This is a genomic window from Pseudomonas sp. A125, from assembly GCF_055409485.1.
This window is the reverse complement of sequence record NZ_JBUZVP010000029.1, coordinates 70,749-94,012: the sequence shown is the minus strand read 5'-3', so window position 1 is coordinate 94,012 and position 23,264 is coordinate 70,749. Positions and strand designations below refer to the sequence as shown.

General features: G+C 60.3%; 23 protein-coding genes. 10 read left to right on the top strand and 13 right to left on the bottom strand.

Annotated features, from left to right (window positions below; genetic code table 11):
• The first annotated feature begins 98 nt into the window (after nt 1-98).
• Complete coding sequence (locus tag ACZRN6_RS29380) at nt 99-1,001, top strand: helix-turn-helix domain-containing protein (RefSeq protein ID WP_322145981.1); 903 nt, start codon at nt 99-101, stop codon at nt 999-1,001.
• Between the two features lie 181 nt (nt 1,002-1,182).
• The gene (locus tag ACZRN6_RS29375; RefSeq protein ID WP_464009477.1) at nt 1,183-3,327 is read left to right on the top strand and encodes a TonB-dependent siderophore receptor; all 2,145 of its coding nucleotides are present in this window, start codon (nt 1,183-1,185) and stop codon (nt 3,325-3,327) included.
• Nucleotides 3,328-3,386: 59 nt separating this feature from the next.
• Here the strand turns inward: ACZRN6_RS29375 and ACZRN6_RS29370 are convergent, their stop codons facing one another.
• From ACZRN6_RS29370 to ACZRN6_RS29360, 3 genes are all read right to left on the bottom strand, one after another.
• A complete protein-coding gene (locus tag ACZRN6_RS29370) occupies nt 3,387-3,824 on the bottom strand; it encodes a carboxymuconolactone decarboxylase family protein (RefSeq protein ID WP_322145983.1) in 438 nt (145 codons plus the stop codon).
• Nucleotides 3,825-3,919: 95 nt separating this feature from the next.
• Entirely contained in the window at nt 3,920-4,951 is a 1,032-nt protein-coding gene (locus tag ACZRN6_RS29365; RefSeq protein WP_464009476.1) for a catalase family peroxidase, read from the bottom strand.
• Nucleotides 4,952-5,002: 51 nt separating this feature from the next.
• Nucleotides 5,003-5,920 carry an anti-sigma factor gene (locus ACZRN6_RS29360; protein WP_464009475.1) on the bottom strand — a complete coding sequence of 306 codons (918 nt, stop codon included), beginning with the start codon at nt 5,918-5,920 and terminating at the stop codon, nt 5,003-5,005.
• A gap of 438 nt (nt 5,921-6,358) precedes the next feature.
• Between ACZRN6_RS29360 and ACZRN6_RS29355 the strand changes: the two genes are divergently transcribed.
• Nucleotides 6,359-6,898 (top strand): RNA polymerase sigma factor, encoded by a 540-nt coding sequence (locus ACZRN6_RS29355; RefSeq protein WP_322145986.1) that lies wholly within the window; start codon nt 6,359-6,361, stop codon nt 6,896-6,898.
• A 41-nt stretch (nt 6,899-6,939) separates the two neighbouring features.
• Here the strand turns inward: ACZRN6_RS29355 and ACZRN6_RS29350 are convergent, their stop codons facing one another.
• Complete coding sequence (locus ACZRN6_RS29350) at nt 6,940-7,977, bottom strand: AraC family transcriptional regulator (RefSeq protein ID WP_322145987.1); 1,038 nt, start codon at nt 7,975-7,977, stop codon at nt 6,940-6,942.
• 203 nt (nt 7,978-8,180) lie between these two features.
• Here ACZRN6_RS29350 and ACZRN6_RS29345 point away from each other — a divergent pair, with 203 nt between their 5' ends.
• Nucleotides 8,181-9,122: a SphA family protein gene (locus ACZRN6_RS29345; RefSeq protein WP_322145988.1), complete on the top strand. Its 942-nt coding sequence runs from the start codon at nt 8,181-8,183 to the stop codon at nt 9,120-9,122.
• Between the two features lie 117 nt (nt 9,123-9,239).
• Here ACZRN6_RS29345 and ACZRN6_RS29340 read toward each other — a convergent pair whose 3' ends face one another.
• The 4 genes from ACZRN6_RS29340 to ACZRN6_RS29325 form a co-directional block, all read right to left on the bottom strand.
• Complete coding sequence (locus ACZRN6_RS29340; protein WP_464009483.1) at nt 9,240-10,448, bottom strand: DSD1 family PLP-dependent enzyme; 1,209 nt, start codon at nt 10,446-10,448, stop codon at nt 9,240-9,242.
• A 59-nt stretch (nt 10,449-10,507) separates the two neighbouring features.
• Nucleotides 10,508-11,836 (bottom strand): D-arabinono-1,4-lactone oxidase, encoded by a 1,329-nt coding sequence (locus ACZRN6_RS29335; protein WP_464009482.1) that lies wholly within the window; start codon nt 11,834-11,836, stop codon nt 10,508-10,510.
• A gap of 77 nt (nt 11,837-11,913) precedes the next feature.
• Nucleotides 11,914-12,282, bottom strand: coding sequence for a c-type cytochrome (locus tag ACZRN6_RS29330; protein WP_322145990.1), 369 nt, complete (start codon nt 12,280-12,282; stop codon nt 11,914-11,916).
• Nucleotides 12,283-12,711: 429 nt separating this feature from the next.
• Nucleotides 12,712-13,542 carry an arylamine N-acetyltransferase family protein gene (locus ACZRN6_RS29325; protein WP_464009474.1) on the bottom strand — a complete coding sequence of 277 codons (831 nt, stop codon included), beginning with the start codon at nt 13,540-13,542 and terminating at the stop codon, nt 12,712-12,714.
• Nucleotides 13,543-13,699: 157 nt separating this feature from the next.
• Between ACZRN6_RS29325 and ACZRN6_RS29320 the strand changes: the two genes are divergently transcribed.
• The 5 genes from ACZRN6_RS29320 to ACZRN6_RS29300 all read left to right on the top strand — a co-directional run bounded on the left by ACZRN6_RS29320 (nt 13,700) and on the right by ACZRN6_RS29300 (nt 18,932).
• A complete protein-coding gene (locus ACZRN6_RS29320) occupies nt 13,700-13,945 on the top strand; it encodes a DUF6555 family protein (RefSeq protein ID WP_322145992.1) in 246 nt (81 codons plus the stop codon).
• Nucleotides 13,946-14,437: 492 nt separating this feature from the next.
• The gene (locus tag ACZRN6_RS29315) at nt 14,438-16,261 is read left to right on the top strand and encodes a phosphoenolpyruvate carboxylase (RefSeq protein WP_464009473.1); all 1,824 of its coding nucleotides are present in this window, start codon (nt 14,438-14,440) and stop codon (nt 16,259-16,261) included.
• On the top strand, nt 16,243-17,124 hold the full coding sequence (locus tag ACZRN6_RS29310) for a hypothetical protein (protein ID WP_464009472.1): 882 nt from the start codon (nt 16,243-16,245) through the stop codon (nt 17,122-17,124). The genes ACZRN6_RS29315 and ACZRN6_RS29310 overlap by 19 nt, the downstream gene beginning before the upstream one ends.
• A gap of 70 nt (nt 17,125-17,194) precedes the next feature.
• Entirely contained in the window at nt 17,195-18,244 is a 1,050-nt protein-coding gene (locus ACZRN6_RS29305; protein ID WP_464009471.1) for an NAD(P)-dependent oxidoreductase, read from the top strand.
• 34 nt (nt 18,245-18,278) lie between these two features.
• Nucleotides 18,279-18,932, top strand: a complete 654-nt coding sequence (locus ACZRN6_RS29300; RefSeq protein ID WP_322145995.1) for an RraA family protein — start codon at nt 18,279-18,281, stop codon at nt 18,930-18,932.
• A 73-nt stretch (nt 18,933-19,005) separates the two neighbouring features.
• Here the strand turns inward: ACZRN6_RS29300 and ACZRN6_RS29295 are convergent, their stop codons facing one another.
• Together ACZRN6_RS29295 and ACZRN6_RS29290 are read right to left on the bottom strand one after the other, a co-directional pair.
• Complete coding sequence (locus ACZRN6_RS29295; RefSeq protein WP_322145996.1) at nt 19,006-19,200, bottom strand: DUF6021 family protein; 195 nt, start codon at nt 19,198-19,200, stop codon at nt 19,006-19,008.
• Nucleotides 19,201-19,224: 24 nt separating this feature from the next.
• A complete protein-coding gene (locus tag ACZRN6_RS29290; RefSeq protein WP_322145997.1) occupies nt 19,225-19,398 on the bottom strand; it encodes a hypothetical protein in 174 nt (57 codons plus the stop codon).
• Nucleotides 19,399-19,550: 152 nt separating this feature from the next.
• On the opposite strand from ACZRN6_RS29290, the gene ACZRN6_RS29285 reads away from it, so the two are divergent.
• Nucleotides 19,551-20,072: a DUF3087 family protein gene (locus ACZRN6_RS29285; RefSeq protein ID WP_322145998.1), complete on the top strand. Its 522-nt coding sequence runs from the start codon at nt 19,551-19,553 to the stop codon at nt 20,070-20,072.
• Nucleotides 20,073-20,166: 94 nt separating this feature from the next.
• On the opposite strand, the gene ACZRN6_RS29280 is transcribed toward ACZRN6_RS29285, so the two are convergent.
• The 3 genes from ACZRN6_RS29280 to ACZRN6_RS29270 form a co-directional block, all read right to left on the bottom strand.
• A complete protein-coding gene (locus ACZRN6_RS29280) occupies nt 20,167-20,643 on the bottom strand; it encodes an MEKHLA domain-containing protein (protein ID WP_322145999.1) in 477 nt (158 codons plus the stop codon).
• A 4-nt stretch (nt 20,644-20,647) separates the two neighbouring features.
• Nucleotides 20,648-21,778 carry an MFS transporter gene (locus ACZRN6_RS29275; protein ID WP_322146000.1) on the bottom strand — a complete coding sequence of 377 codons (1,131 nt, stop codon included), beginning with the start codon at nt 21,776-21,778 and terminating at the stop codon, nt 20,648-20,650.
• Nucleotides 21,779-21,853: 75 nt separating this feature from the next.
• Nucleotides 21,854-23,218, bottom strand: a complete 1,365-nt coding sequence (locus tag ACZRN6_RS29270) for an MFS transporter (RefSeq protein ID WP_464009470.1) — start codon at nt 23,216-23,218, stop codon at nt 21,854-21,856.
• Nucleotides 23,219-23,264 lie beyond the last annotated feature (46 nt).

The following is a 23,264-nucleotide window of genomic DNA, read 5'->3' as shown; positions in this document are numbered from 1 at the left end:
TCGCGGCGCATTGAGGTCTATCTTGGGCCAGCCGTCCAACGGCATCTATCCACTTTGCGCCAACCACAACGCACCAATAGAGTGCGCCCAGGTTACCCATGACACAGGCAACAGCTTTGCGCGTACAGGCCTTCACCACCGGTGATGTGGCCGCTCAATGCAGTGCGACACCCGGTTGGGTGCAGCAGTACCAGCAGATGTCCCCGGGGCATTTTGCCGGGCAGATTCGCTACCTCGACCTGCAAGGCGTGGAGGTATACGAAGAGCAGATGAACACCCGGGTGGAGCAAAATTTCAACGCGCCGCCGGGCTCGCTGGCGTTCTGTTTTGATGGCAGCGACAACGCGCTGTATGTGCTCAATGGCGAGAGCCGCAACACTTGGATCACCCCGGAAAACTACCGCGAAGTGGCGGTGGTGTTCGGTCCGCAGTTCGTGCAGCGCCATGGGCTGGATGTAGCGAACCTGGAGGGGTTGTTCATGGCCCCGCTCAACTCCCTGCAAAACGCGTTGTTCAGCCGCTGGCTCAGCGGCACGCTGACACGGCTGTCGGCGACGTTCGACCCGCCGAGTCGTGATGCCCTCACCCAGCAGCTGCTGGACGATTGCCTGTTCATCCTCGACAACGCGTGCGTGTGCCTGGACCAGGGTTCATGGCAACGGCGTACCGAGGCGCGAATCATCATGGCGCGCATTGGCGAATGGGCAGCGGATAGGCCGGATGAAACCGTCAACCTGCTGGAACTGGCGCGCATTGCCGGGGTGCCGTTGCGCCAGTTGCAGCATGGGTTCAAGACGTATACCGGAATGAGCCCGGCGCAGTGGTTGAGGCTGCGCCGGTTGAACAGTGCACGGCGCGAGTTGTTGAATCCGCCGTCAGTGGAAACCACCGTGGCCGAGGTGGCGATGAACTGGTCGTTCTGGCATCTGGGACGGTTTTCCAACAGTTATCGGGCGTTGTTTCAGGAGTTGCCGAGCGAGACCCTCAAACGCCACAAATAAATGTAGGCACCCGCCCCCACATTTTGACCGCGTGATTCAGCCATTTCAGCGGTACCGAATCCGGCCCCGCCAGGTACGACACCCGCGGCGTCTCAAAGCGAACCATTCTCGAAAACTTGTAAAACGCCGCCGTTATGCCTAGCTTATGCGCCCTCTGCTCTGCGCTCTCAGGCCTTCCCCCATGGTTTTGCGTCTTCGCCCCGCTGTTCGTTCACATTTCGCCCTTGGCTTGTTACTCAGCGCAGGTATTGGTAGCAGCCAGGCGGCTGACATTGAATTGCCGCAGGTGAAGGTCCAGGGCCAGGATGAGTCCGGCTATAACAGCGATACCGCCTCGGTGGGCGGGTTCAATGAGGCGCCGTTGCTTGATACACCGGCCTCGATCGCGGTGTTCAACGAGTCGCTGATCAAGGACCAACAGGCTCGCTTGCTCAGCGAGGTGCTGCGCAATGACGCCTCGGTGGGCGACAGCTACGCGCCTGTCGGCTACTACGAAAACTTCGTGGTACGCGGCTTCTCGCTGAATGCCGCCAGCAGCTACAAGATCAACGGCCGCACCATCACCGGCGAGCAGAACGTAGCCCTGGAAAACAAGCAACGCGTGGAGTTGCTCAAGGGCTTGTCGGGTATGCAAAGCGGGATTTCCGAACCCAGCGGCGTGATCAATTACGTGACCAAGCGCCCGGAGGATGTGCGCTCGGTGACGGTGTCCACCGATGATCGCGGCAGCGGTTACCTGGCTACCGATGTAGGCGGTTGGTTTGGCAGCGAGCAACAGTTCGGCCTGCGCGCCAACGTGGCCCATGAAGACCTCAATTCCTATGTCGAACATGCCAATGGCCACCGGGATTTCCTGTCCCTGGCGTTCGACTGGAACATCAGCCCCGATGCGGTTTTACAGTTGGATGCCGAGTATCAGAACAAGCAGCAGCGCTCGGTGCCGGGTTATCAGTTGCTGGGCGGGACCGAGGTGCCGCACAACGCGTCGCCGAAAAAATTGTTGGGGCACCAGAGCGGCGCGAACCAGGTGGGCATTGATTCGCTGAACCTCAATGGCAAGTTTGAATACCGCTTCAGTGACCAGTGGAAAGGCAGCGTGAGCGCAGCGCGCAGCAAGGTGGTGATTGATGATTACAGTTCGTTTGCGTGGGGTGGCGACACTGCCGGCAACGGTAATTACTTCAGCCCGGAAGGCGACTACGGCATCTACGACTTCCGCAGCCCGGATGACACCCGCCGCGATGATGAAATCCAGGCCGCGATGACCGGGTTATTCAACACCGGTGGGCTGGGGCATGAGCTGACCTTTGGCACCAGCGCGTTCCGCCGAATCGTGGACAACCGTGAGCCAATCAATGAATGGGTCGGCACGGGCAACATCAACCAGGAACCGGAAAATTTCCCACGCTACGAGGGCGAACTCAATCCCAGCCACCGTCGCCTGGATAGCCGCCAATACGGCCTGTTCCTGACTGACACCCTAAGCTTCAACGAACAATGGCAGGCCGTGCTGGGTGGCCGTGAAGTACGCCTGGACGAGCGCGCCTACGATACCAACGGCGATGAAGCGCGCCATACCCAGCAATACGTGTTCCTGCCCCAGGCTGCGCTGATCTACAAGCCGATCGAAAACCTGTCGCTGTACACCAGCTACAGCAAAGGCCTGTCCTTGGGCGGCACGGCCCCGTGGTATGCCCTTAACAACCTTGACACCCTCGCCCCCACTGTCTCCCGCCAGATCGAAGCCGGCGTCAAATACGACTGGCACCGCATCAGCTTCGCCGCCGCGATCTTCCAGACGCGCCAAGCCTATCAATACGCCAAGCCGGATGACGGCGGTGACTACACCTACGTACAACAAGGCGACCAGAAAAACACCGGCCTGGAACTGTCTGCCAATGGCTGGGCCACCCAGCGCTTGCAGATTGCTACCAGCGTCGCGGCGATTCGCGCACGGGTGACGGGCAGCGGCACTCCGGACTACGAAGGCCATCAGGCGATCAACGTGCCGAAGCTTCGCGCGAGTGTGTATGCCGACTATGCCCTGCCCTGGGTCGATGGCCTGGCGTTGCTGGGCGGCGTGCAATACAGCGCCAGCAAGTACGCCAATCGCACGGGGGACGTGGAGGTGGGCGACTACGCGATCGTCAATGTCGGCAGCCGCTACACCACCAGGCTCGATGGCTATGAAACGGTGTTGCGCCTGAGCGTCGACAACCTGTTCGACAAGCGTTACTGGCGCGACACCGGCGAATACCTGGGCGATGACTACCTGTTCCAGGGCGCACCGTTGACCGCACGCTTGAGTGCAACGGTTAACTTCTAGAGCGCCTGGGGGCTGCTGCGCAGCGGGAGCAAGCCTCCCGCCCCACCGGCTCTGCGTTGTTACTTAGGCATCTTGCGAAAGCCCACTGCCAAACGGTTCCAACTGTTAATGGTGGCAATCGCCACGCTCAGGTCGACTTGCTCCTGGGCGCTGAAATGCGCGGCCAGTTCGGTGAAATCTTCATCCGGCGCGTGCGTCTGGCTGACCAGTGTCAGGCTTTCAGCCCAGGCCAGCGCAGCGCGCTCACGCGGGGTGAAGAACGGCGTTTCACGCCAGGCCGACACGGTGTACAGGCGGCGCTCGGTCTCGCCACCCTTGCGGGCGTCGGCGGTGTGCATGTCGAGGCAGAAGGCGCAGCCGTTGATCTGCGATACGCGCAGGCGCACCAGTTCCAGCAGGGGCAGTTCGATGGACAGTTTGCCGACGGCGGCCTCCAGGGCGAGCATGGCTTTCATGGCGTCCGGGGAGGCGGTGTAGAAGTCGGTACGGGTTTGCATGGTAGTACTCCAGAACAGTGGGGATTGGTGTCTAGAGTAGTGAGCAGTTGGCGTGGGGCAAATAGCCAATCCGGGGGAAGATCAGGTAGCCAATCTCAGTGCCCGGCCTGTTCCTCGACGCGGCGCTTGTGGGACTCGGCATACGCGGCCTCGCGTGCCAGCAGCAGCGGGTCATCGGACGGTTCGATCCCGGCGGGCAGTTCCAGGGGATTAAAGTCGATGTCACGGCAGGCACCGTCGATCTGCGGTTGTTGCCGGTCGATCACCAACACGCCCGCGTCGATCTGCCGTCGCTGTTCTTCGGGCCAACGCAGGGTGGCGTCGGTGGTGGAATCCCCGGGCCCGGCCAGGGTGATCATGAGGTGCCAGCGCGCTGGCGACCGCGCCACTCGGTTGGCAAAGCCGAACGCGAGAAAGTCCGGGTCACTGGCCTCTTGCGCAGTCATTGATGTGTAAGGCGTCTGCGGCACCATGCTCCAGCGCACAAACCGCACCTGGCCCTGGGCATCGGTCATGCGAAACGCATTCACGCTATAGAACGCGGTGTTGTCGAACCCGGATGATGCTGGATGGTCTGCCAGCCAGGCTTCGAATGGTTGAATCTCGGGATGCGCCTTTTTGAACGCGTGCATTTTCTGCGGGTCGGGGCCGCTGGCGCCGTACTCCGGCATCGAGGCCCGCAGTTGTTCATAGAGACCCTCGGGCGTGTTGACCGGGAACACTGGCACCGAATTCATCGCGGTGTACCAGGTTTGGCCATCGGTGCCGGTGAGGCTCAAGGCCATGCTGCGGATCATGCCGTGGGCATCGGCCTGGGCCGGGTCGCCACCGGCCGCCGACAACCGGCCGATTACCGGCACGCTGCCGCGCTGTAACACCACGGCGCTGGAGATTTCTACAGCACTACCACTGCTTTCAAACCTGCCCGTGATGCACAGGCCCTTGGCGTGGTTGCGCCGAAATCCTGGATGAGCCCCACCGGAGGCCGCTTCCATCTCATCAACGATTTGTGCCGCAGTAGGGGACGGGGAAAGTGCCCAGGCCAGCCAACCCGCGTGATAACCCCAGGTACCGAGGGCAAGGGTGACAGCTGCAAGGAGGAAAATCAGACGATGGGGCTTTTTCATCAAACTACCTGGAATCGCAGCATTGGGATCCAATGCCCGATCCCGGTACTGTCATTTCTGGATATCAGCGACCCACAATGGTGCGCGGGAAACAGCGAACAATTGTCCGGCCGTACGGTCCGCGACAAGCCGGGCAACGGCCTTGAGGTCCACGCCTTCGGGCTCGCCGATCAGCGCGTAGCCCAGCTCAGACTGGCGCCAGGTAACAACGTTCATTTGTGCCACGCTTTGTTGGGCCAGGGACTGGTCCGGCTTGGGCTCTTTCATTACGCACAAGGCTACCGGCGCACCGTTTTCGGGCAAGTAGACCAGCTGGATCAGCGCCTTATTGTTAAAGCGCAAACGCTGCACGCGCTTGAAGGTCAGCCCGGCGGAACTCAGGTCCGGCACGCGCAGGGCCAGGCCATCGACCTCGCGAATATCGGCCAGGGTCTTGGTCACCACATCGGTAGGCTGCGCGCCGTAATCCACGGTTTCACGGGTGTACAAATGCTGATAAGCAGCGGCCTGCTGCACCCAGGGCAAAGTCTGGGCAACGGCAGGCGCAGCGGCGTCAAACCCGGGTTTGAGCACGCCGTTGAGTACGCCAACTTGCAGCACCAACGCATAACAGGCGGCGCCGGCGGCGAAGGTCAGGGCTGTCCATGCAAATTTAGGTCGGTACTGGCCGAACAAGCGGGCAAAAACGCTGTCTTTTCTAACAGTCGAGGGTGCAGATACCGGCGCCGCATGCTGGGCAGCCGAATGCTGTGCCGCCAATGCTGCAATATTGAGCTTGAGGCTCTCGGGTACCGGCGGCAACTTTTGCCGGGCAAACGCTTCCTCATACGGCAGGCAGGAAGCCATCAACTGGGAGACGCGCTGGGCCAAATCCGGCGAAGCGTCCATAAGCCGCTCAAGCTCCTGGTTCTGTTGCGGCGACAGTTCGCCGTCAACATAGGCCATGAGCAGGGCATCGTCCGCTACCATTGGGTCATTACTCCATTTATTCATCATGACTACGTTACGTGATCTCGGCCTTGTGGGCCAATGCGGCTGGTCAACGGGTAGCTGAGAGCCATCATATTGATATCAGTGAGCATGCTGCAACAGGTAGAAACACTAAAAGACAAACCGAAAATACTTTAAAACAGGAGCAAATACTCTAAGACAACACCTGTGAATCGAAAATATTCCCTCGGCCGTTTAAATATTATATGTTTCATATTGCGTCTGTATCTTTCCAGTGACAATGGCACAATAATTAGTTGGCCCGCTTTGTGCAATCGCACCAAATATCGCTACTCTGCACGCGCTTTCCCAGGATCCTCGGCAACGCAATGGACGCCCAGACATTGGCATCCGCTACGGCATGACCTCGTAGCCTGACCGCTCCATTTTAGGCATCCAGAAATAATAAGAGGAAATATGTCGATCACCGGTGCAGATTTACCCGCACTGCTGCCAGAACTGCTGCCGCGCCTCTGGGCGTTTGCGTTGCGGATTTCGGGCGACAAGCACGATGCCGAGGATCTGGTCCAGCTTGCCTGTGTGCGTGCACTGGAACGGTCCCACCAATTGCAGCCGGACACGTCAGTGTTGAGCTGGATGTTTTCTATCGTCCATTCCACCTGGATCAACGAACTGCGCTCACGCAAGGTGCGCAGCCGTTCGCGCATGGACTGGAACGACGAGTTTCTCGAAACCGTCAGTGATCCCGAGGCGCCCAACCCCGAGTCCGACCTGATGCACCGGCAGATACTCGACGCCGTGCACAAGCTGCCCGAAGGCCAGCGTGAAGTGATGTTGCTGGTGGGCGTGGAGCGCTTCAGCTACAAGGAAGCCGCCGAAATGCTCGAATTGCCGATCGGCACAATCATGAGCCGGTTGTCGCGGGCCCGTCAGGCGATCGGCGCGCTTTTTGATTCGCCGAAAAGCAAACCTTTGCGCGCTCGCTCAGACGCGTAGTCAGCACCTCTATGGCGTCCTGAAGGGGACCACCCCAGGGATCACGCCAGCCCTCCTCCCTCCCCTCGAAATGCACTGGGGCTCAGGCCGGTCCAGCGCTTGAATGCCCGCCGAAAACTGCGCACATCGCTGTAGCCGACCTCCTCGGTAATACGCTCGATGGACAAGCCCGGGTTGCTCAACAAGCCCATGGTTCGCGCCCGCCGCACCTGTTCCAGCAAGCCTTCAAACGTCAGCCCGTGCTCGGTCAGGCGCCGACGCAAGGTGCGCCCGCTCATGTTCAAGTCACTGGCAACCTTTTCCAGTTGGCTGCCCTGTAAATCCCGGGAAATAGCCCGCTCCACGGCCTGGATCAAATCCATTTTCTGATGCAACTGGGCGCTTTCCAGTTCCAGCAACTCCAGCGCCTGGCGCAGCGCCAGGGCGTGATGGTTGGGCAGGCGCACGTCCAGCCAGTGGCTGGCCAGGACCATGCGGTTATGCAGGCAGCCAAAGCGCACATCCACGCCAAACAGCCGGTGATACTCGGCCACATAGGGCGGCGCGGCGTGGATAAATTCCACCCGCAACGGCATGAACCCCTCGCCCACCAAGGCCCGGCCATACACCATCAGGCTGGCGAAGAATTCTTCGGCGGCAAACACCTGTACTTCGGCGTAGGGCAGCAGGCATTCGATATCGACGAAAACTTCCTGGGCGCCTTCATGGGTGCGCGAGGTGGCGATGCCGCCGGAGGTGTGCTGATGGCGCTCGCCAATGGCAAACGCATCGCGCAGGGTCTTGCACAGTGAAATCACATGCCCGAGCAGGCCCAGGGTGCCGAGTACATTCTGATGGCCCACCCACAGGCCCAGCCCCTGGTCGGGCAACACCTTGAGTGCACGCTGGATCATCGCAACCGCCTGGCGATAGGAAATCCGCTGGGCCGGGTCGTCCAGGTCGGCCAGGGTAAACCCCAGGCCACGGCACAGGTGCTCGGCACTCGCGCCCTTTTGCGCGACCACGTGTCCGAGGGTTTGCAGCAGAAATGGCGAGACCAGGGCCAGGTCATAGTGCGGATCAACGGCTTTCCTTTGCATGGATCTTCGATTCCCGACTGAGTGCTTCAGTTCTTGTTTTGGAAACATCCTGACAATCATAGGCGCTTGCAAGAGGCGCCGCACTCTGGATGAAAGCTGTCCGCCAAAGTCCCCCTATGTGGCCGCCAATACCCTGCCCTGCCGGGCGCCGAGGGCTTATTTCTATAGGCAGCGTGTTTCTAACAATAATAATGAGCCCAGACATGAACCCGACCCGTGCGTTTCATCCCGTGCAACTCGCCCTGTTAACCCTCATAAGCCTGCCGGCCCTGGCCACCGAAGGCGGCGTGGACAATATCGGCCCCGGCACCGACGGCTTCTACATCCTGCCGCTGGACGTCAACAACCTGCCCGACCACATGTTCGCCTTCAACCTCTATTACAACCATTACGAAGCCACCAGGCTCGACATCAGCTCACTGGGCGGCAAGGTATCGGATGTGAAGATCAAGTCGGACGCGATCATCCCGCGCCTGGATTACCTCAGCCCGCTGCGGGTCTTCGGCGGGCGCTTGGGGGCCTACATCGCCCAGCCGTACCTGAAGCAGCAGGTGTCGCTGTTCGGCATGTCCGACACCCGGGAAAGCATGGGCGACACCACCGTGGCGCCGATCATTCTCTGGGACCTGGGCAAGAACCTCACCGTGGGCACCGCCCTGGAAATCACCCTGCCCACCGGCGAATACGACGCCACGCGCCTGGCCAATACCAGCAACAACTTCTACACCTACAAGCCGCTGGTGTCGGCCACCTGGATGCCCAACGAGCGCACCGAGCTGTCGATCAAGACCACCTACAGTTTCAACAAGGAAAACCCCGACACTCATTACCGTTCGGGGCAGATTTTCCACTTCGATTATTCGGCCAGTTATAAAGTGACCGACAACCTCAGCCTTGGGGTCAACGGTTACTACCTCAAGCAAACCACCGACGATAAGCAGTACGGGCATACCGTGGTGAACATCTACGGCGAAGACGTGGATGACGGGGTCAAGGGCCAGGTGTTTGCGATTGGGCCGGCGGTGTATTTCACCTTCCTCAAGTACGCCAGTGCCGAGGTGCGCTGGGCCAAGGAGTTTGATGTGCAGAACCGGCCGGAGGGCGACATGCTGTGGGCGAAGGTGACGATACCGTTTGCCTTGTAAACCCGGTTGAACATGTGGGAGCTGGCTTGCCTGCGATAGCATCACCTCGGTATCACTGAAAAACCGAGTTGCCTGCATCGCAGGCAAGCCAGCTCCCACATTTCTGGTCGGTTTTCTTCAGGTGTAGACCGGCCAGGTATCGACGATTTTCCCGCCCCGCACCGCCAGCAAATCCCCGAACTGCAGCAGCACAAACTCACTCTGGGTCGGACGCAAAAACACCTGGTCTTCGATGCTCAACCCCACCTTGGGCGAACCGTTGACCATCTCCTGATTGGAGCTGCGCCCGTACAGGTCATTACTCTGCAAGCCTGCGGGCGATTCAAATTCAGCCATCCAGTTACCGCCATAAATAAAGAACGTGCCGCGCTGATTCGCATCCCACCACGAGAACAAACGTGACTTGCCATCCAGCGCCGGGATATCCACCGGACCAGTGCTTTTCAACACAGGCGTGGCGATATAGGCCGCTGGCACATGCTCACTTAAAGACGGCAAGTCATAGTGGGTAGGCTTGAGCAACGCGGTGCCCACCGACACCTCGCTGCTGAGTTTTTCCTGCTCATGGATGCGGTAACTCGGGCTCCCCGCCGTGTTCAACGTCAGCCCGTCGCGCCATAGCGGCGCAAAGTGCTGGCGGGTGTAATCCACATAACCGCTGTAGCGCTGCATGACCTTGTCGAACAAATCCTGCGGCGAACCCAGAATCCCTGGCACCCCCATGCCCACAAACGGGTCGTAACCCATGAACCCGGCAAATTCCAACTGCTGCGGGTGCGCGCTGATCAGCGTCAGCATCTGCCCCAGCACCGCGTTGTCACTGATGCCGCCGCGATGCAGGCCCACATCCAGTTCAATATTCACCCGCAGCCTGGTGCCCAACCCTTGGGCCAGCGCCAGGTATTGCTGCAGGCGCTCGGGCGTGTCCAGCAGCCATTGCAGCTGCCGGGACGGGTCGAACGGGCCTTTGTGGGTTTGATAAAACAGCTCGGCCGAACGCACCGGCAACGGCTTGCCCAGCAGGATATCGGCGTCGGGAAACACCTGGGCGTCATGATTCAGAAACGGCTGGTGAAACGACATCAACCGCTGGGTGCCCGCGCGCTTGGCGATGTAGGCCAGCAGCCCCGGCGACGGCAGGGATTTCTCCACCAACCGCAGGTGTTTTCCGCCACGCTGCACCGACTGCATCACCACGTCGATGTTGTGGTCCAGGCGGTCCAGGTCGATCAGCATCACCGGGCGCATCGGCCCGTGTTCCTTGAGTTCCTGGTTGAGTGTGCGGAAATATTCGCTGTAAGGACTGCCCCGGTCGCCCGGCCTCAGCAAGATCGCACCACCCACCAGCAGCACGCCGGTGCCGAGCATGAAATGTCTGCGGTTCATCAGGCCACTCCCAAAATTGACGACAGGTGCGCATTGAGGAATTTGCCGCTGGGGTCCAGCTCGCGACGTATCCGGGTAAATTCCTCCCAGCGCGGATACAGCGGCTGCAAGGTGCGCGCATTGAGGGTGTGCAACTTGCCCCAGTGCGGGCGGCCGGCGTATTTCCAGAAGATCGGCTCCACGGCGGCGAAGAAGTTGTGGTGATCCATGGTGTAGTGCTGGTGCACGGAGATCGAACAGCTGTCGCGGCCCTCGAACATGCTCAACGGGATGTCATCGGCCTTGACGTAGCGGTACTCGATGGGAAACCAGGTACGCAGGTCCTTGTCGTTGATCAACTTGAGAATTTCCCGCAGGCAGGCCGGGCCGTGTTCGGCGGGCACCGAGTATTCCATCTCGTTGAAGCGCACGTTGCGCACGTTGGCGTATACCTGGAACGACTCGGCGACGCGGTCATCGAAACTGGCGAAAAAGCGCAGGCTGTTGAGCAAGGTGCGGCGTGCGTCGGGGAAATCGCTGCCGTATTTGTCGAGCTTTTCGATGATCGATACAAACTCATTGCCGCCCGCCTCGGCCGGGTCGACGGGCGGCGTTTGGGGGTCGGTGGTTTCATTCAGGGCGATCGACAGCGCGTAGTCGGAATGGGTCACCACGAGCATTTCCCAATGCTGGTTGTCCCGGGTGTTTTTCGCCACGTCTTCCAGCAGCTCTTCGGTCTTGGCGATCCACTGGCGCTCCCGCAGGCGGTACGGTGCGCGGTTTTGCAGGCGGATCTGGGTGGCCACGCCGAGGGCCCCGAGGGACACCCGGGCGGCGCTGAACACTTCGGGATGGCGGTTCGCGTCGCAGTCCAAAACCTCACCCTGGGCCGTCACCAGTTGCAGGCCGGTGACGCAACCGGAATACGAGGTGAAACCCACACCGGTGCCGTGGGTCGAGGTGGAAACCGCACCGGCCAGGGTCTGGTAGTCGATATCCGCCATGTTCGGCAGCGCCTGGCCGACGTCTTTCAATGCCTGGTCCATGCGCGACATCGGCGTGCCGGCGGCGAAGGTCGCCTGCAAGGCCTGCGGGTCATGCGCCAGCAGGCCATTGAAATAACTCAGGGACAGCAGCGTGCCATCGGTGGGCACCAGGGCACTGAAGGAATGGCCCGAGCCTACCGGGCGCACCTTGCCCGGTGCCTGGCCGATGACCTGCACCAGTTCATCAAGATTTTTCGGCGCCAGCCGGGCCAGGGGCAAACAGCTCTGCGCCCCCGACCAGTTGCGCCACGGAATCAGCCGCGGTGCCCGGGCCAACTGGGCCAGCACCGGGTTACTGGTCAATGCCATGAATGCGCCGGTTACCGCGCCGCGTTGCAATAATTCTCGCCGTGAAAGCGCCATTGCCTACCCCGTTATTTTTATTGGATGTGTTGGCCCGACATAAAGCTGATCAGCCCCAGGAATTGCTCTTCGGAGCACTGCACGCACAGGCCCATCGGCGGCATACCGCTGTAGCCGTTGATGGTGTGGTCCAGCAGGGTGTCCGGGCCCTGGGCGATGCGCGGGCTCCAGGCCGGGCCGTCACCCGTCAGCGGCGCGCCCGAAGCCGGGTTGGCGTGGCACAGCTTGCAACTGGTGTCGTAGACCTGGGCCAGGGCCGCGTCACCGGGCATGGCATTGGCCGCCGTGGCGCGTTCGGGTGGATGTTTTGGTTTGTCGTTACAGGCTGTCAGCAGGCAGGTCACGGCCAGCAGCAGACACATACGACGGGGGTTGATTGCCCGCATAGCCACCCTCTCTCTTATTGTGTGAAAGCGTGACTCACACTAAGCCAGCCAGGGCGCGGCGTTGAGGGTATTGGGGGCCAGAAAGGGGGGCTTGGGCGGACAGCTGATTGAGCAACCGCGTGGCTCAATGTGGGCGCGAGCAGGCCCGCTCCACATTTAGAATCGAGGGGGTCTTAGAAAGCTATACCCACCTTGAACCCCATCTTCGTCACGCTTGCGCTTGGGGCGGCCATCGATGGTGCCCGGTGCCGCAACCAGGGCCAGGACCGAGGAGTTCCTGAGGATTTTTTCCGAATAGTCTGGACATCGTTTTACGTCTCCTTGGTAGGAGGCAAATTATTCAGGAAACGCTTCGAACCCGCATTTTGGCGGACGGTTGGAATTAATTTGCAGCCTTTTTACCTGAAACGCTTCAGCGAAGGCTCTATATCAACCCTCTTGAATGGGAGCCAACAAACCACCGAGAACCGGCCGCAACTGTGGATGCTCGGGCAGGCGAATGCCAAAGCTGGCTTGCAGCAGGGTCAGCAGCTCATCCACGTTATCGATTACGCGCTTTTCGCTGGCCCGGTCCAGGTAGTGAATCGCGTACTGGCCATTGTTCAGCGTGCGGCGAAAACCCGGGCCGATCAACGCGACCTTCAACTGCCCCAGGAACGGCGAATCGGGATGGGTGGAGACGTACCAATTGCCGATTTCGTAGTCGATGCGCGACTGCACCTGCAGGTCGAACACATACAGGCCACGCCACTCACCGGCGACCTGCGCCCATAAGGTGTAGTTGCCTTCGTTCAGGCTCAGTCGATAGGGTTCATGGGCCGTGGCCTGGGTGGCATCGGTGTCCAGTTGCAACGGGCTGCTAGGCACCATGCCACCAAAGCCGACATCGCTGATGTAGCGCACACCGTCCAGGGTCACCAGGCTCAGGCGATGGGTGCGCGCCGTGAGTGCATCGGGCGGCCCGCCCATCACCACGCGCCCGGTGATGCCTCGCGCGTCGAAGCCCAGCTCCTGCAGCAAAGCCAGGAACATCTGGTTCAGCTCGTAGCAATAACCGCCACGCCCGTCGAACAGGACTTTGTGCTCGATGCTCGGCAAATCGATCGGTACGGGTGCGTGCAGCAAGGTCGACAGGCTTTCAAACGCGAAGGTACAGACGTGGCGCAACTGCAAATCCTGCAGGGTTTGCAGGGTGGGCGGTGGCGGCGTGTCGTAGCCCAGACGTTGCAGATACAAGTGGCTGTGGGTCAGCTCAGGCATGACGCGATCCTTGAGTCGGTGCGAAAAGACCACTAATACCCTGTAGGTCGTTGTTTGCCAATTGGGATATGACTCAAATGCAAGCCCTGGGAGGCGCAAACTTTCTGAACCTTTCTGAACTGATTTATATCAATTCAGTACAAGACAGGGAGCCATGATGAGTACCGCAATGATCTACACCATCCACTACTTGCTACACGGCGAAGCGAAAACCTTTGTGGTGCGCGCCGAAGTCATGAACAACGCCGAAGCCTGGCATTGGGCAGCGGTTGACGCCGATGTTGCCCACGTGGGCCGCATTGGTCGCCCGGGCCATGAACGGGTGAAAAAAACCACGCGGCCCTGGGCCGAGAAATTTGGCATTACCGAGGTAACCTGGACGGCTCCGAAGCACTTGGGCTGAATGAAAACGGCCCCTCCCTCGGGCGGGGCTTGCGTGAACCCAACCGCTGCACATCTGGCAGCAGCGCTTGGATTTAGCCTCATGAAGAATTATTTAAGGTTCGACAGTGCTTTCCCCCGCCCTTTCCCCTCGTGGCCTTTCGTGCCACGTTCGTTCATCCAAAAAATCAAAAGCTTAGAAAAATAGCAGCGCACAAGTCAGCATTTTGGCGGGCTAATTTGAATAGCCTCCTATCTTTTTATCGCGCTATTTATTCCAAAAAGGTCTTTTACGCGCAAATTGGCGGCATGGTGTATTAGCGCCGGAATGTAACAAGTTGTTTCACGTTTATTACCGTATTTCGGTATCGCAAAGGGGGCTTCCTGTCGGAGAACAGGATTATTCCGTTCGTTCCGACGCAGTGGTTTACGCCTGGGAAATTGATAATTTTGCTTCCGCCACCAACGGGGGATGCAAACAAGGGATCTGAATTAATTATCGAGGCTTGAACCCATGAACCATGTGATCAACTCAATACTTGAAGATACGTCGACCAGTTTGTCCATCCGGCATACCAGCCCTGCCCTGCTACATGACGTATTGTGGCGAGCCCTGGAGCAGGCGCTCAAGGCAACCCCGGAAGACGCTTCCCAAACCCCACACACCCGGGCCTGTTTGAGGATCTACGCCGAAATCGACACCCTTTCCTACTTGGACAAGGCCGACTCGAAATTGGCCGCCGCGCTGGGGAAAGCCTTCTTCGAATCACGCTCCAGCAAAGACGTCGAGGCGTTCTGGAAGTTACTGTTGATCAAGCAACTGTTGTTCGAGTTGTCTGTGCGCAGCGTCGCCACTCATATCACTTCGCAGACCAACGACAGCCGATTGCCTCTCACACCCGAGCCCGTGCTACTGACCGGTCACGGCCAGGTAAACATCAGCCTGGGCCTGCTGTGCAAAGAGACCGACCAACTCAGGCATTCCGTGGTGCAGGCCTTGCAGAAACTGGCCCAGCATGTCGAAGACAACGGGCTGAAAAAGCCTTTTTCCACCCAGTTGATCTTGTTGGAGCTGTACAACGCCGTGTGGTCGGGCAGCAACGGTATCGACATCGAGTCACAGATTTTCTATGCCGACAGCGTTTATGACGCACTCCCCGACGTCTATCAGACATTGGGCCTGGCGACCCAGGAAAAGTGGCTGACCTTGTTTACCTGGCTGTACGGCGACAAGGATGGCCGCCCCTACGATACCAACCAGCACACCGAAACCCTGGTGATTGCGCTGGAACACGCGATTCGCGGCCGCTATATCGCCGACATCAACGGCTTGATCCAGAACGGCGGCGCGCGGCATCGCCTGGAAGAGATTCGCGCACGGCTGGACAAGGATCACCCCAAAAGCTTTGAACATCCCAGCGACCTGGCCGATGCGCTGGGCGGTATCCGTTTCGCCCAACCGGCCGCCATCGACCGGCTGCTGCTACGGATTCACGCCTTCGGCTTTCACTACCTGGAGATCGAGTTTCGCGAGAACGCGCAAATGTTCGGCAGCGTGGTTGATGAAATTCTCTCCAGCCAATGGATGCAGGACATCGGGCAAGGCGCAGGCCAGCGCTATCGCGACCTGGATGAGCCCGCGCGCAAGGCCGTGCTCGTGGCTGCGCTGGAACACAAGGGTGGCGTGCCTCCGGCTGCCCTCTGGCAAGGATATTTGCAACACACCGGCGCGGCTTATGAAGAGAAAGCCCAGCGTTATGTGGGCCAGGACTACATCGCGCTGCTTGAGCAGGACCCCGACTACATCCGCATGTACGACGCTCGCAACGCCGTCGAACGTTTCGAAATGATCGACCGCTATCGGGACCGGATGAACATCCACGGGATTGCCGAATACACGTCGGCGCTCAGTGTCCTGGAAGTGCTGTTCTTGATGAAGGCCGCCAATGTGCGGGACGGTATCGACATTGCCCTGCAGCCCGAAGACCTCAGTGGCGCCGAGCAGACGCTGCTCACGGTGCATGAAGTCTACGAGAACCCGGTGTACCGCCAGCACCTGGCGTCTCGCGGCAACCGCCAGTACATCACGTTTGGCCCCAGTGACACGGGCAAGCAAGGTGGCAAGGCGATGCACAAGCTCAACATGGCCATCGCCAACCAGCACAAAGTGATCGCTGCCAGGTACGGTATCGAGGTGATTGCACATGTGATCATGGGGGGCGAACACGCCCGTTGTAACGGAGTGATCGCCGAGACCATGCAGGAATTCGGTGCTCTGGAGGTTCGCAAACCCGATTCATGCTGGCAGGGTGCGCGGAAATGCGCAGCCATCTGCTAACCCGCAACCAGTCGGTCAACTTCCTCGACCAGTTGTACCGCATGCACGCCGAGTCGCAGCCGCAGCTGTCCGAGGGGGTGATCGCCGGCAGGATCCAGCGCTGGGCTGAAGTGGTGCGCCGCTACCAGGCGAAGTTCTTCGAGCATCCGGCGCTGCCATCCCTGCTGCGAGACATGGCACGATTCGACGTGGTCAGGGCCACCGCCAAGGGTACCCGGCCGCCTTCACGCATTTTCAACATCAAGGTCTTCGAATCCCGTCCGGATGCCATTCGTGCGATACCCTGGACCCGAGCCCTGTTGGCCAGTGGGTTGCACAGTGAACTGATCGGTGTCGGGCAGTTTGCCGAAGAACCACCCGCACAGTTGCTGAAGGCATTCAACGACGATGACAGCTTTCACAACTACGTCAAAGGCATGGCATACGCCATCGCCCGAACCGACCTCAAATGTGCCTGGCTGACCTTGACTGGCAGTATTCCCGGCAAGGACCACATCCTCGCGCTGGCTCAAGCCCTGGAGACCGAAACCGTCGGTACGGCCGAACAGCTGCTGGCCAGCCTGCACCTGGAGGTCATCGAAGGTAAGCGTTTTGTGTACAAGGCCACCACCGGCGACGAACCTCAGGACCCGTGGAAAATCAAAGAGCTGACCCTGCTCAACCTGTGGCCCAGCCTCAAGGCTGAGGCATCGCGCAAGGAGAAAAACCTGCGGATTTATCGGCTGTTCCTCATCTACGCCAAAACCAACCCGGACTTCATCAAGTCCACGTCGTTGAACGACTTCTACAGTGGTTTCCTGGCGGCGGTCAGTACAGACACCGGCCTGGTCGATCCCGTCAGTACCCGTCACTTCACCTGGTAAAACACCCCCGCTATCCATCGCCAACCCGGATAGCGGGGGCTGCCGGCACTCCCTCAAAAGGACCATGCACATGGCATTCGCCACCCTGATATTGGATGCACCTGACCCACCGCTGCTATTTGAGGAAGTCGATCGATTCCTTGAACTGGGCCTGGCAGTCACCCTGAACCTTCACTATTTCACCGACAAGGACACCATCACCCGCCACTATGGCGAGCGCATTCAGTACGCCCGGATCAACTGCCACGACAACCCCGCCTTCATCGCGGCGGTGAACCAGGCCGGTGGTTACAGCGTGTTCAAGACGCGCTTGAACATCCCCCTCGATGGCGAATTGATCAGCGCCGCCACCGCCCCTGCCTTGGCCACACCGCTGCGTGCCATCGCCCAGGCCGGTGTAGGGCTTAACCATATTGACCGCCAAGCGGCTGAGTGTTTCGGCGTGACAATACTCAATACACCCGGCTCCAATGCCACCGCGGTCGCGGAATACGTCGTGGCGCAGGCGTTGTATTTGTCCAGGGTCCTGCACCACTACAACGCGCAAACCCATAAAGGCCATTGGTCCAAGGGCAGCCTGGCGCCCGGGCTGCAATTTGGTGAATTGACGCTGGGGCTGGTAGGCACTGGAGGTATTGCCCAGGCGGTGGCGCAAAAGGCCCGGGCGTTGGGTATCAAGGTTATCGCCACGGGTTCAGAACGCTTTACGGAGCAAGTCGCACGGGACCTTGGTCTTGAGCGAAAGCCAACCCTTGAGCAGTTGTTGAGTGAAGCCGACGTTGTCTCCATCCATACACCGCTCACACCCATCACCCGGGGCCTGTTCGACAGCACGGCATTCAGCCAGATGCGCCAGGGTTCGATCCTGATCAACACCGCCCGCGGTGGCATCGTTGATGAGGACCAATTGGCAACCTTCATGACTCGCTTTCCCGGGCACATCAAGGCAGTCGCCATTGATACCTTTGCCCAGGAGAAGGACCGCTTCAGCTCACCGCTCACCGGCATCGCCAACGCACAACTGACCCCGCATATCGCCGGCAACACTGCAACGGCGATCCGCACGGCTTCACGCCAGATCGTCGACAAGATCCACGCATTCAGCACTGCTGCGACATAACGGTAAACCCACAGGACACAAGGAAGCCCTCACCATGCAAACGTCCATTCATGAACGCCTGAAAGCCTTGAGTTGCACCGACCTGAGCGATGCCATGGACCGCCTGAAAATTGTTTGCCAGTGCACCGACATCATGCCCCTGGACCGTTCTTTCAATCTGGCGGGCAAAGCCTGGACCCTGCGTTACGGCCCGATCGGGTTGGACGGAGGCTCGGTAGGTGACTACATCGACGACCTTGAAGAAGGCCAAGTGGTGGTGATCGACAACCAGGCACGGCTCGACACCACCGTATGGGGTGACCTGCTGACCTCAACTGCTGCGCGCAAACATTTGGCGGGGACGGTGATCGATGGTATCTGCCGCGATGTCGACCGGGCGCTTGAACTCAACTACCCGATCTTCTCCCGCGGCAATTGGATGCGTACCGGCAAGGACCGGGTGCGCGTCGAGGCGATTCAGGAGCCGGTGACATTGGGCGGCGTGCGGGTACAGCCAGACGATTGGCTGCGAGGCGACGGTGATGGATTAGTGGTAATTCCTGGCCGCCAACTGGCTCAGGTGCTGGCAGTGGCCGAAGAGGTGCATGAGGCAGAAGAACAGATTCGCGCAGCGATCGACGCAGGCGTTCCCTTGCGCCAGGCGCGGGCCGACTACGGTTACCACGCATTGCAAACGCCCCGCAGCTAATACCCTTCAGCGGCTGCGACGGCCCCTTCGTCATGAGGTCACGGACGCCATGACGAAGGCGTGTACCGCTACTTCACTGCTTCAAATCTCCCAACGGATCGTAGGCCGGCTTCTTGCCGGTTGCGTCGGGCTTGTCCAGCGGTGCAATCGCTGGGCCTATCGGGTCAACCTGCGGGTCTGCGACGTCTGGGGAATCGGGGTCGAAACCCAATTCGTCCTTGCCGCTGGAATGCTCCGATGAATGTGGGCCACTTTTACTGTTGCTCATAGCTACCTCCTTGACGCGCCGGGTTTACAGCGGGCGGGCCTTGTCGTGCAGGTTTTCCAGGTTTTCCTCGACCCGCTCTTCGTCGTCTTGCCGTTCGGCAGGATCGTTAGGGCGCAGGGCGTCGTTGTCGCGTTCCTCCTCGCCCGGGGTGCGGTCGGGATTGGGTGTGCCGGGCGGCTGTTGCTGGTACCGGGTCATGATTCACCTCGCTTGGGGTCGGTTGCCTACGAGATTTAGAGAAATCGCGGTGGGGCATCGTTCAACCGGATTACCGTCACTCCGACGGGCGAACCATGAGAAGATGCCGCCCGGCGCTATACCCCTACTCAGCCAATGGAGACTGCACCCGGATGTTTGAGCTTAAACCGTGCGACCCGATTGTTTTTCGCCAACAGACCCGCCGCAGCACGCTGATTGTCGCGGCGCTGTTCGTGGTGCTGGCGATGGTGCTGTCCAGTTTGGCGGTGATGCTGTTCGGTGAACCCGGGGGCGATAATTTTCGCTTTAATGTCGGCGGTGTGTTTGCCGGGGTGTTGATCACCTTGGCCCTGGTGCGGGGGCCGTTCTGGAGCCAGGCGTGGCTGGCGCCGGCGGTGTATGGCTGGCAGCTCAAGCGCAGTTTGATGAGCGTGACGAATGTGATGCACAAGGTGACTGAAGGCGTGAAGGCGAATGATCCGGTGGCGATCAAGTTGCTGCGGTTTTACCACCTTGGCTTGATGCAGATGCACGAGCTGGACGCCAATTCCAGCGCTCAGGCGCAGTTGGTGCGAGAGGTTGATGAGCACCTGGAGAGGATGCGCGGGCTGGGGATTGAACCTGACCAAACGCGGCTTGATCCGGGTTGGGTCGAGGCGCTGAAGGTGCGCTGATTGCGGGTATATCCGGTTACTTTTGGCTGGGCCAGCATTCCGGGCGCTTGCCAAAAGTGCCCTGTTGTAAGAGCGCACCCTGTTCCGTCAACCGTTACCGCAGCAACGGATAGGTACCCCGCCCCCCCTCATCCAGCCAGAACAACGCTGCCTGCCCTGCCCCCTCCAACAGGTTCCACACCACCCCGGCATGAATCATGAACGCCTGTTCCTGCGCATCCACGCGCCATCCGCTGTAGCCGTCGGCAATTCCCCTGGCGCCAACCTGCTCCATCAGCACCTGCCGTGCCGGGCGATCCAGTTCCGAGGCGCTGAACCGCGAAGGCATCCCGATAAACGCCTCACGCGGATACTTGAAACAACCCAACGCACACTCATTCACATAGGTAAAACGCGGATCAGCGCCACCATCATGCGCGAGCAAACTGTAGGGCGCCTGCTCATGCAGCCAGGTAAGCCGCTGCTCCAGGCCCAACCCTTCAGGCGCCGGCAACCCCTGCCCCGTCCAATGCCTATAAGCCTCATCCAGCAAACGTACGAAGTTCTCGTCAGGGGACACTGTCAGCCTCATCTCATCAAATTGAAATCTTCGCGCGCCAGCAAAACACCGCACTGACCGCAATCGCCGCCCCCGCCACCCCAAACACCCAGGGCGCCGATGCCACCGGCAACAGCAAGCCTGCCAGCAAAGGCCCAAGTCCCGCGCCCACGTCACGCCACACGGCATTCGACGCCAGCGCCGAAACCCGCATCGCGCCCGGATTGCGCTCCGCCACCAAAGTCGTCACCAACGGCAACTGCAACGCCCGCAACACCAACACCGCCGCCGCACCGGCAATTACCCAGTGGCTACCAAATGCCCCCAGCGCCAGCGCGCTGAGAAACGAAAACAGCAACAACATGGACGTGGCGCCAAAATGCTGGGCCGCGCGCCCACCCAACGGGCTCAGGAGCAATTCCGAAACATACCGCAAGGCCATCAGGCCACCGGCAATCAGCACGGCATTGCCACCCAGCATCTTCTGCGCCTGAATCGACAGGCCGAAGATAAACAGCCCATCCAGTGCCACACCTTCGATAAACGACCACGTTGCCACACTGTCTGGCAACTTGAAACGCCGCCCGGGCGTGCCATGCAAATCATGCCCGGCCGTCGGCAAGCCACGCGCCATCCACAGGCCCAGCAAGCAACATACCGCCAGAATCCAGAAGATTGGCCGTGGCCCCACCTGTAACGTCAGCCAGCCACCCAGCGGCAAGGCAACCATCGGCCCCAGGGCAATCAACGCCCGCGAGCGCCCCGCCCGCCGCGCCGCGCCCAAGGGTTCGGAGGTAGCCAGTACTTGAGTGGAAAGGTTCAACGCCGCAAAACACAGGCCCCAGACCAACCGCAGCCCAAGCAAGGCCGCAAACCCGGACAGCATCGAGTTGCCCAAGGCACACACCGCCGCCGCGCCGGCGGCGATGGAGCACGTCAGCCGGTCACCATTGCGGGCGTAGAAATTCAGGACATGCTTGTAGCCGAAGATCCGCACCAGGCGGTTGGCCGCCAGCAGCACCCCGGCCTGGGCCAGGGTGATACCGAATGCCTGGGACTCCATCGGCAATACCAGGTACAGCAACACGTCACTGGGCAGGCACAGGCCAAGGGTCAGCGCGGCACGGCGGGAGTTTGAATCAGCACTGCGTTGGGCCAGGTCAGACATAAAGACTGAAACATTCAGAATTATTTAGGCGACCACGGTAGCCGTCTACCTCAATGCTTTACAAGGCCCAAATAATTAAACCTTGGCGCCGTCCTGCATCAGGCGCAAACCGCTGGCCACCGCGCCCACCAGGGCAAAACCGCAACCGAGCCACAACGCGTACTGCGGGCCGCTGCTCAGGGACAAGTGGAAACACAGCGCCACCAGCGAAGCGCCCAACGTCTGCCCCATCAACCGTGACGTGGCGACGATGCCGCTGGCACCGCCACTGCGAGCGATGGGCGCACTGGTCATGATCGCCTTGAGGTTGGGCGACTGAAAGAAACCGAACCCGGCGCCACACAACGCCATGCGCCAACCGATATCAAACGTCGAAGCGTCGTTACCCAACGTCGCCAGCGAGGCCATGCCCGCGCTCAACATCAACAGGCCGATGCCGCACAGCAACGCCAGGGAGATGCGGTCGGCCAGTCGCCCGGCGATCAGCGCCATTACCGCGACCACCGCCGGCCATGGCGTCATCAGGAACCCGGTGGCCACCTGGCTGTGACCCAGCACCGTTTGCAACAGGAATGGCAGCGACACAAACGCCAGGCCCTGGGCGCTGAATGCGCAAATTGCGGTGAGTGCCGACAAGGTAAACAGCGGGCGCTTGAACAGATCCACCGCCAGCATCGGCGCCGGGTGCCCGGCCTGGCGACGGATCAGCAACACCCCGCACAGCAGCGCCACGCCGATCAGGCCCAGCGTCAACACCGCCTGCGCACCGTGCACCGCCGAACCCAGGCCCAGCACCAACAGGGCGAACAACCCGGCGCAGAGAATCGCTGCCAGCCGGTCAAAGGCATGCCCGGTAATCGGGATCACTGGAATCGCACGCGCCCCCAGCCACAAGGCCAAAACGCCCAAGGGCAAGTTGATCAGGTACAACCAGTGCCAGGTGGCCACCGACAGAATCGCCGACGCCGCAGTGGGCCCCAGCGTAAAGGCCAGCCCCACCACCAGCGAGTTATAGCCCAGCCCCCGGCCGAGTATTTTTGCCGGATAGATATGCCGCAACAGCGCAATGTTGACGCTCATGATCGCCGCCGCGCCCAGGCCTTGCACCACTCGGGCGGCGGTCAACGTCGGCAGCGACCAGGCCAGCCCGCAAAACAGCGAGGCCACCACAAACACCAGCAAGCCGCCGAGGAACACCCGGCGATGGCCCACCACATCACTCAGGGAGGCAAAGGGCAGCACCGCAGCGATGGTTGCCAACTGGTAGGCATTGACCACCCAGATGACCGAGGCGGAATCGGTGCCGATGCCTTCGGCGAGGGTCGGCAACGCGGTGTTGACGATGGCCGTGTCGAGGGTCGCCATGCCGATCCCCAAGGAAATGGCGATAACCGCCGCAAGACGTTTATCACTGGGCAACCCATCAGCTACTGAAGACATGGACAATCCGCACACGTGGCAAAGGTGTTTAGATTACGGGCAGCGG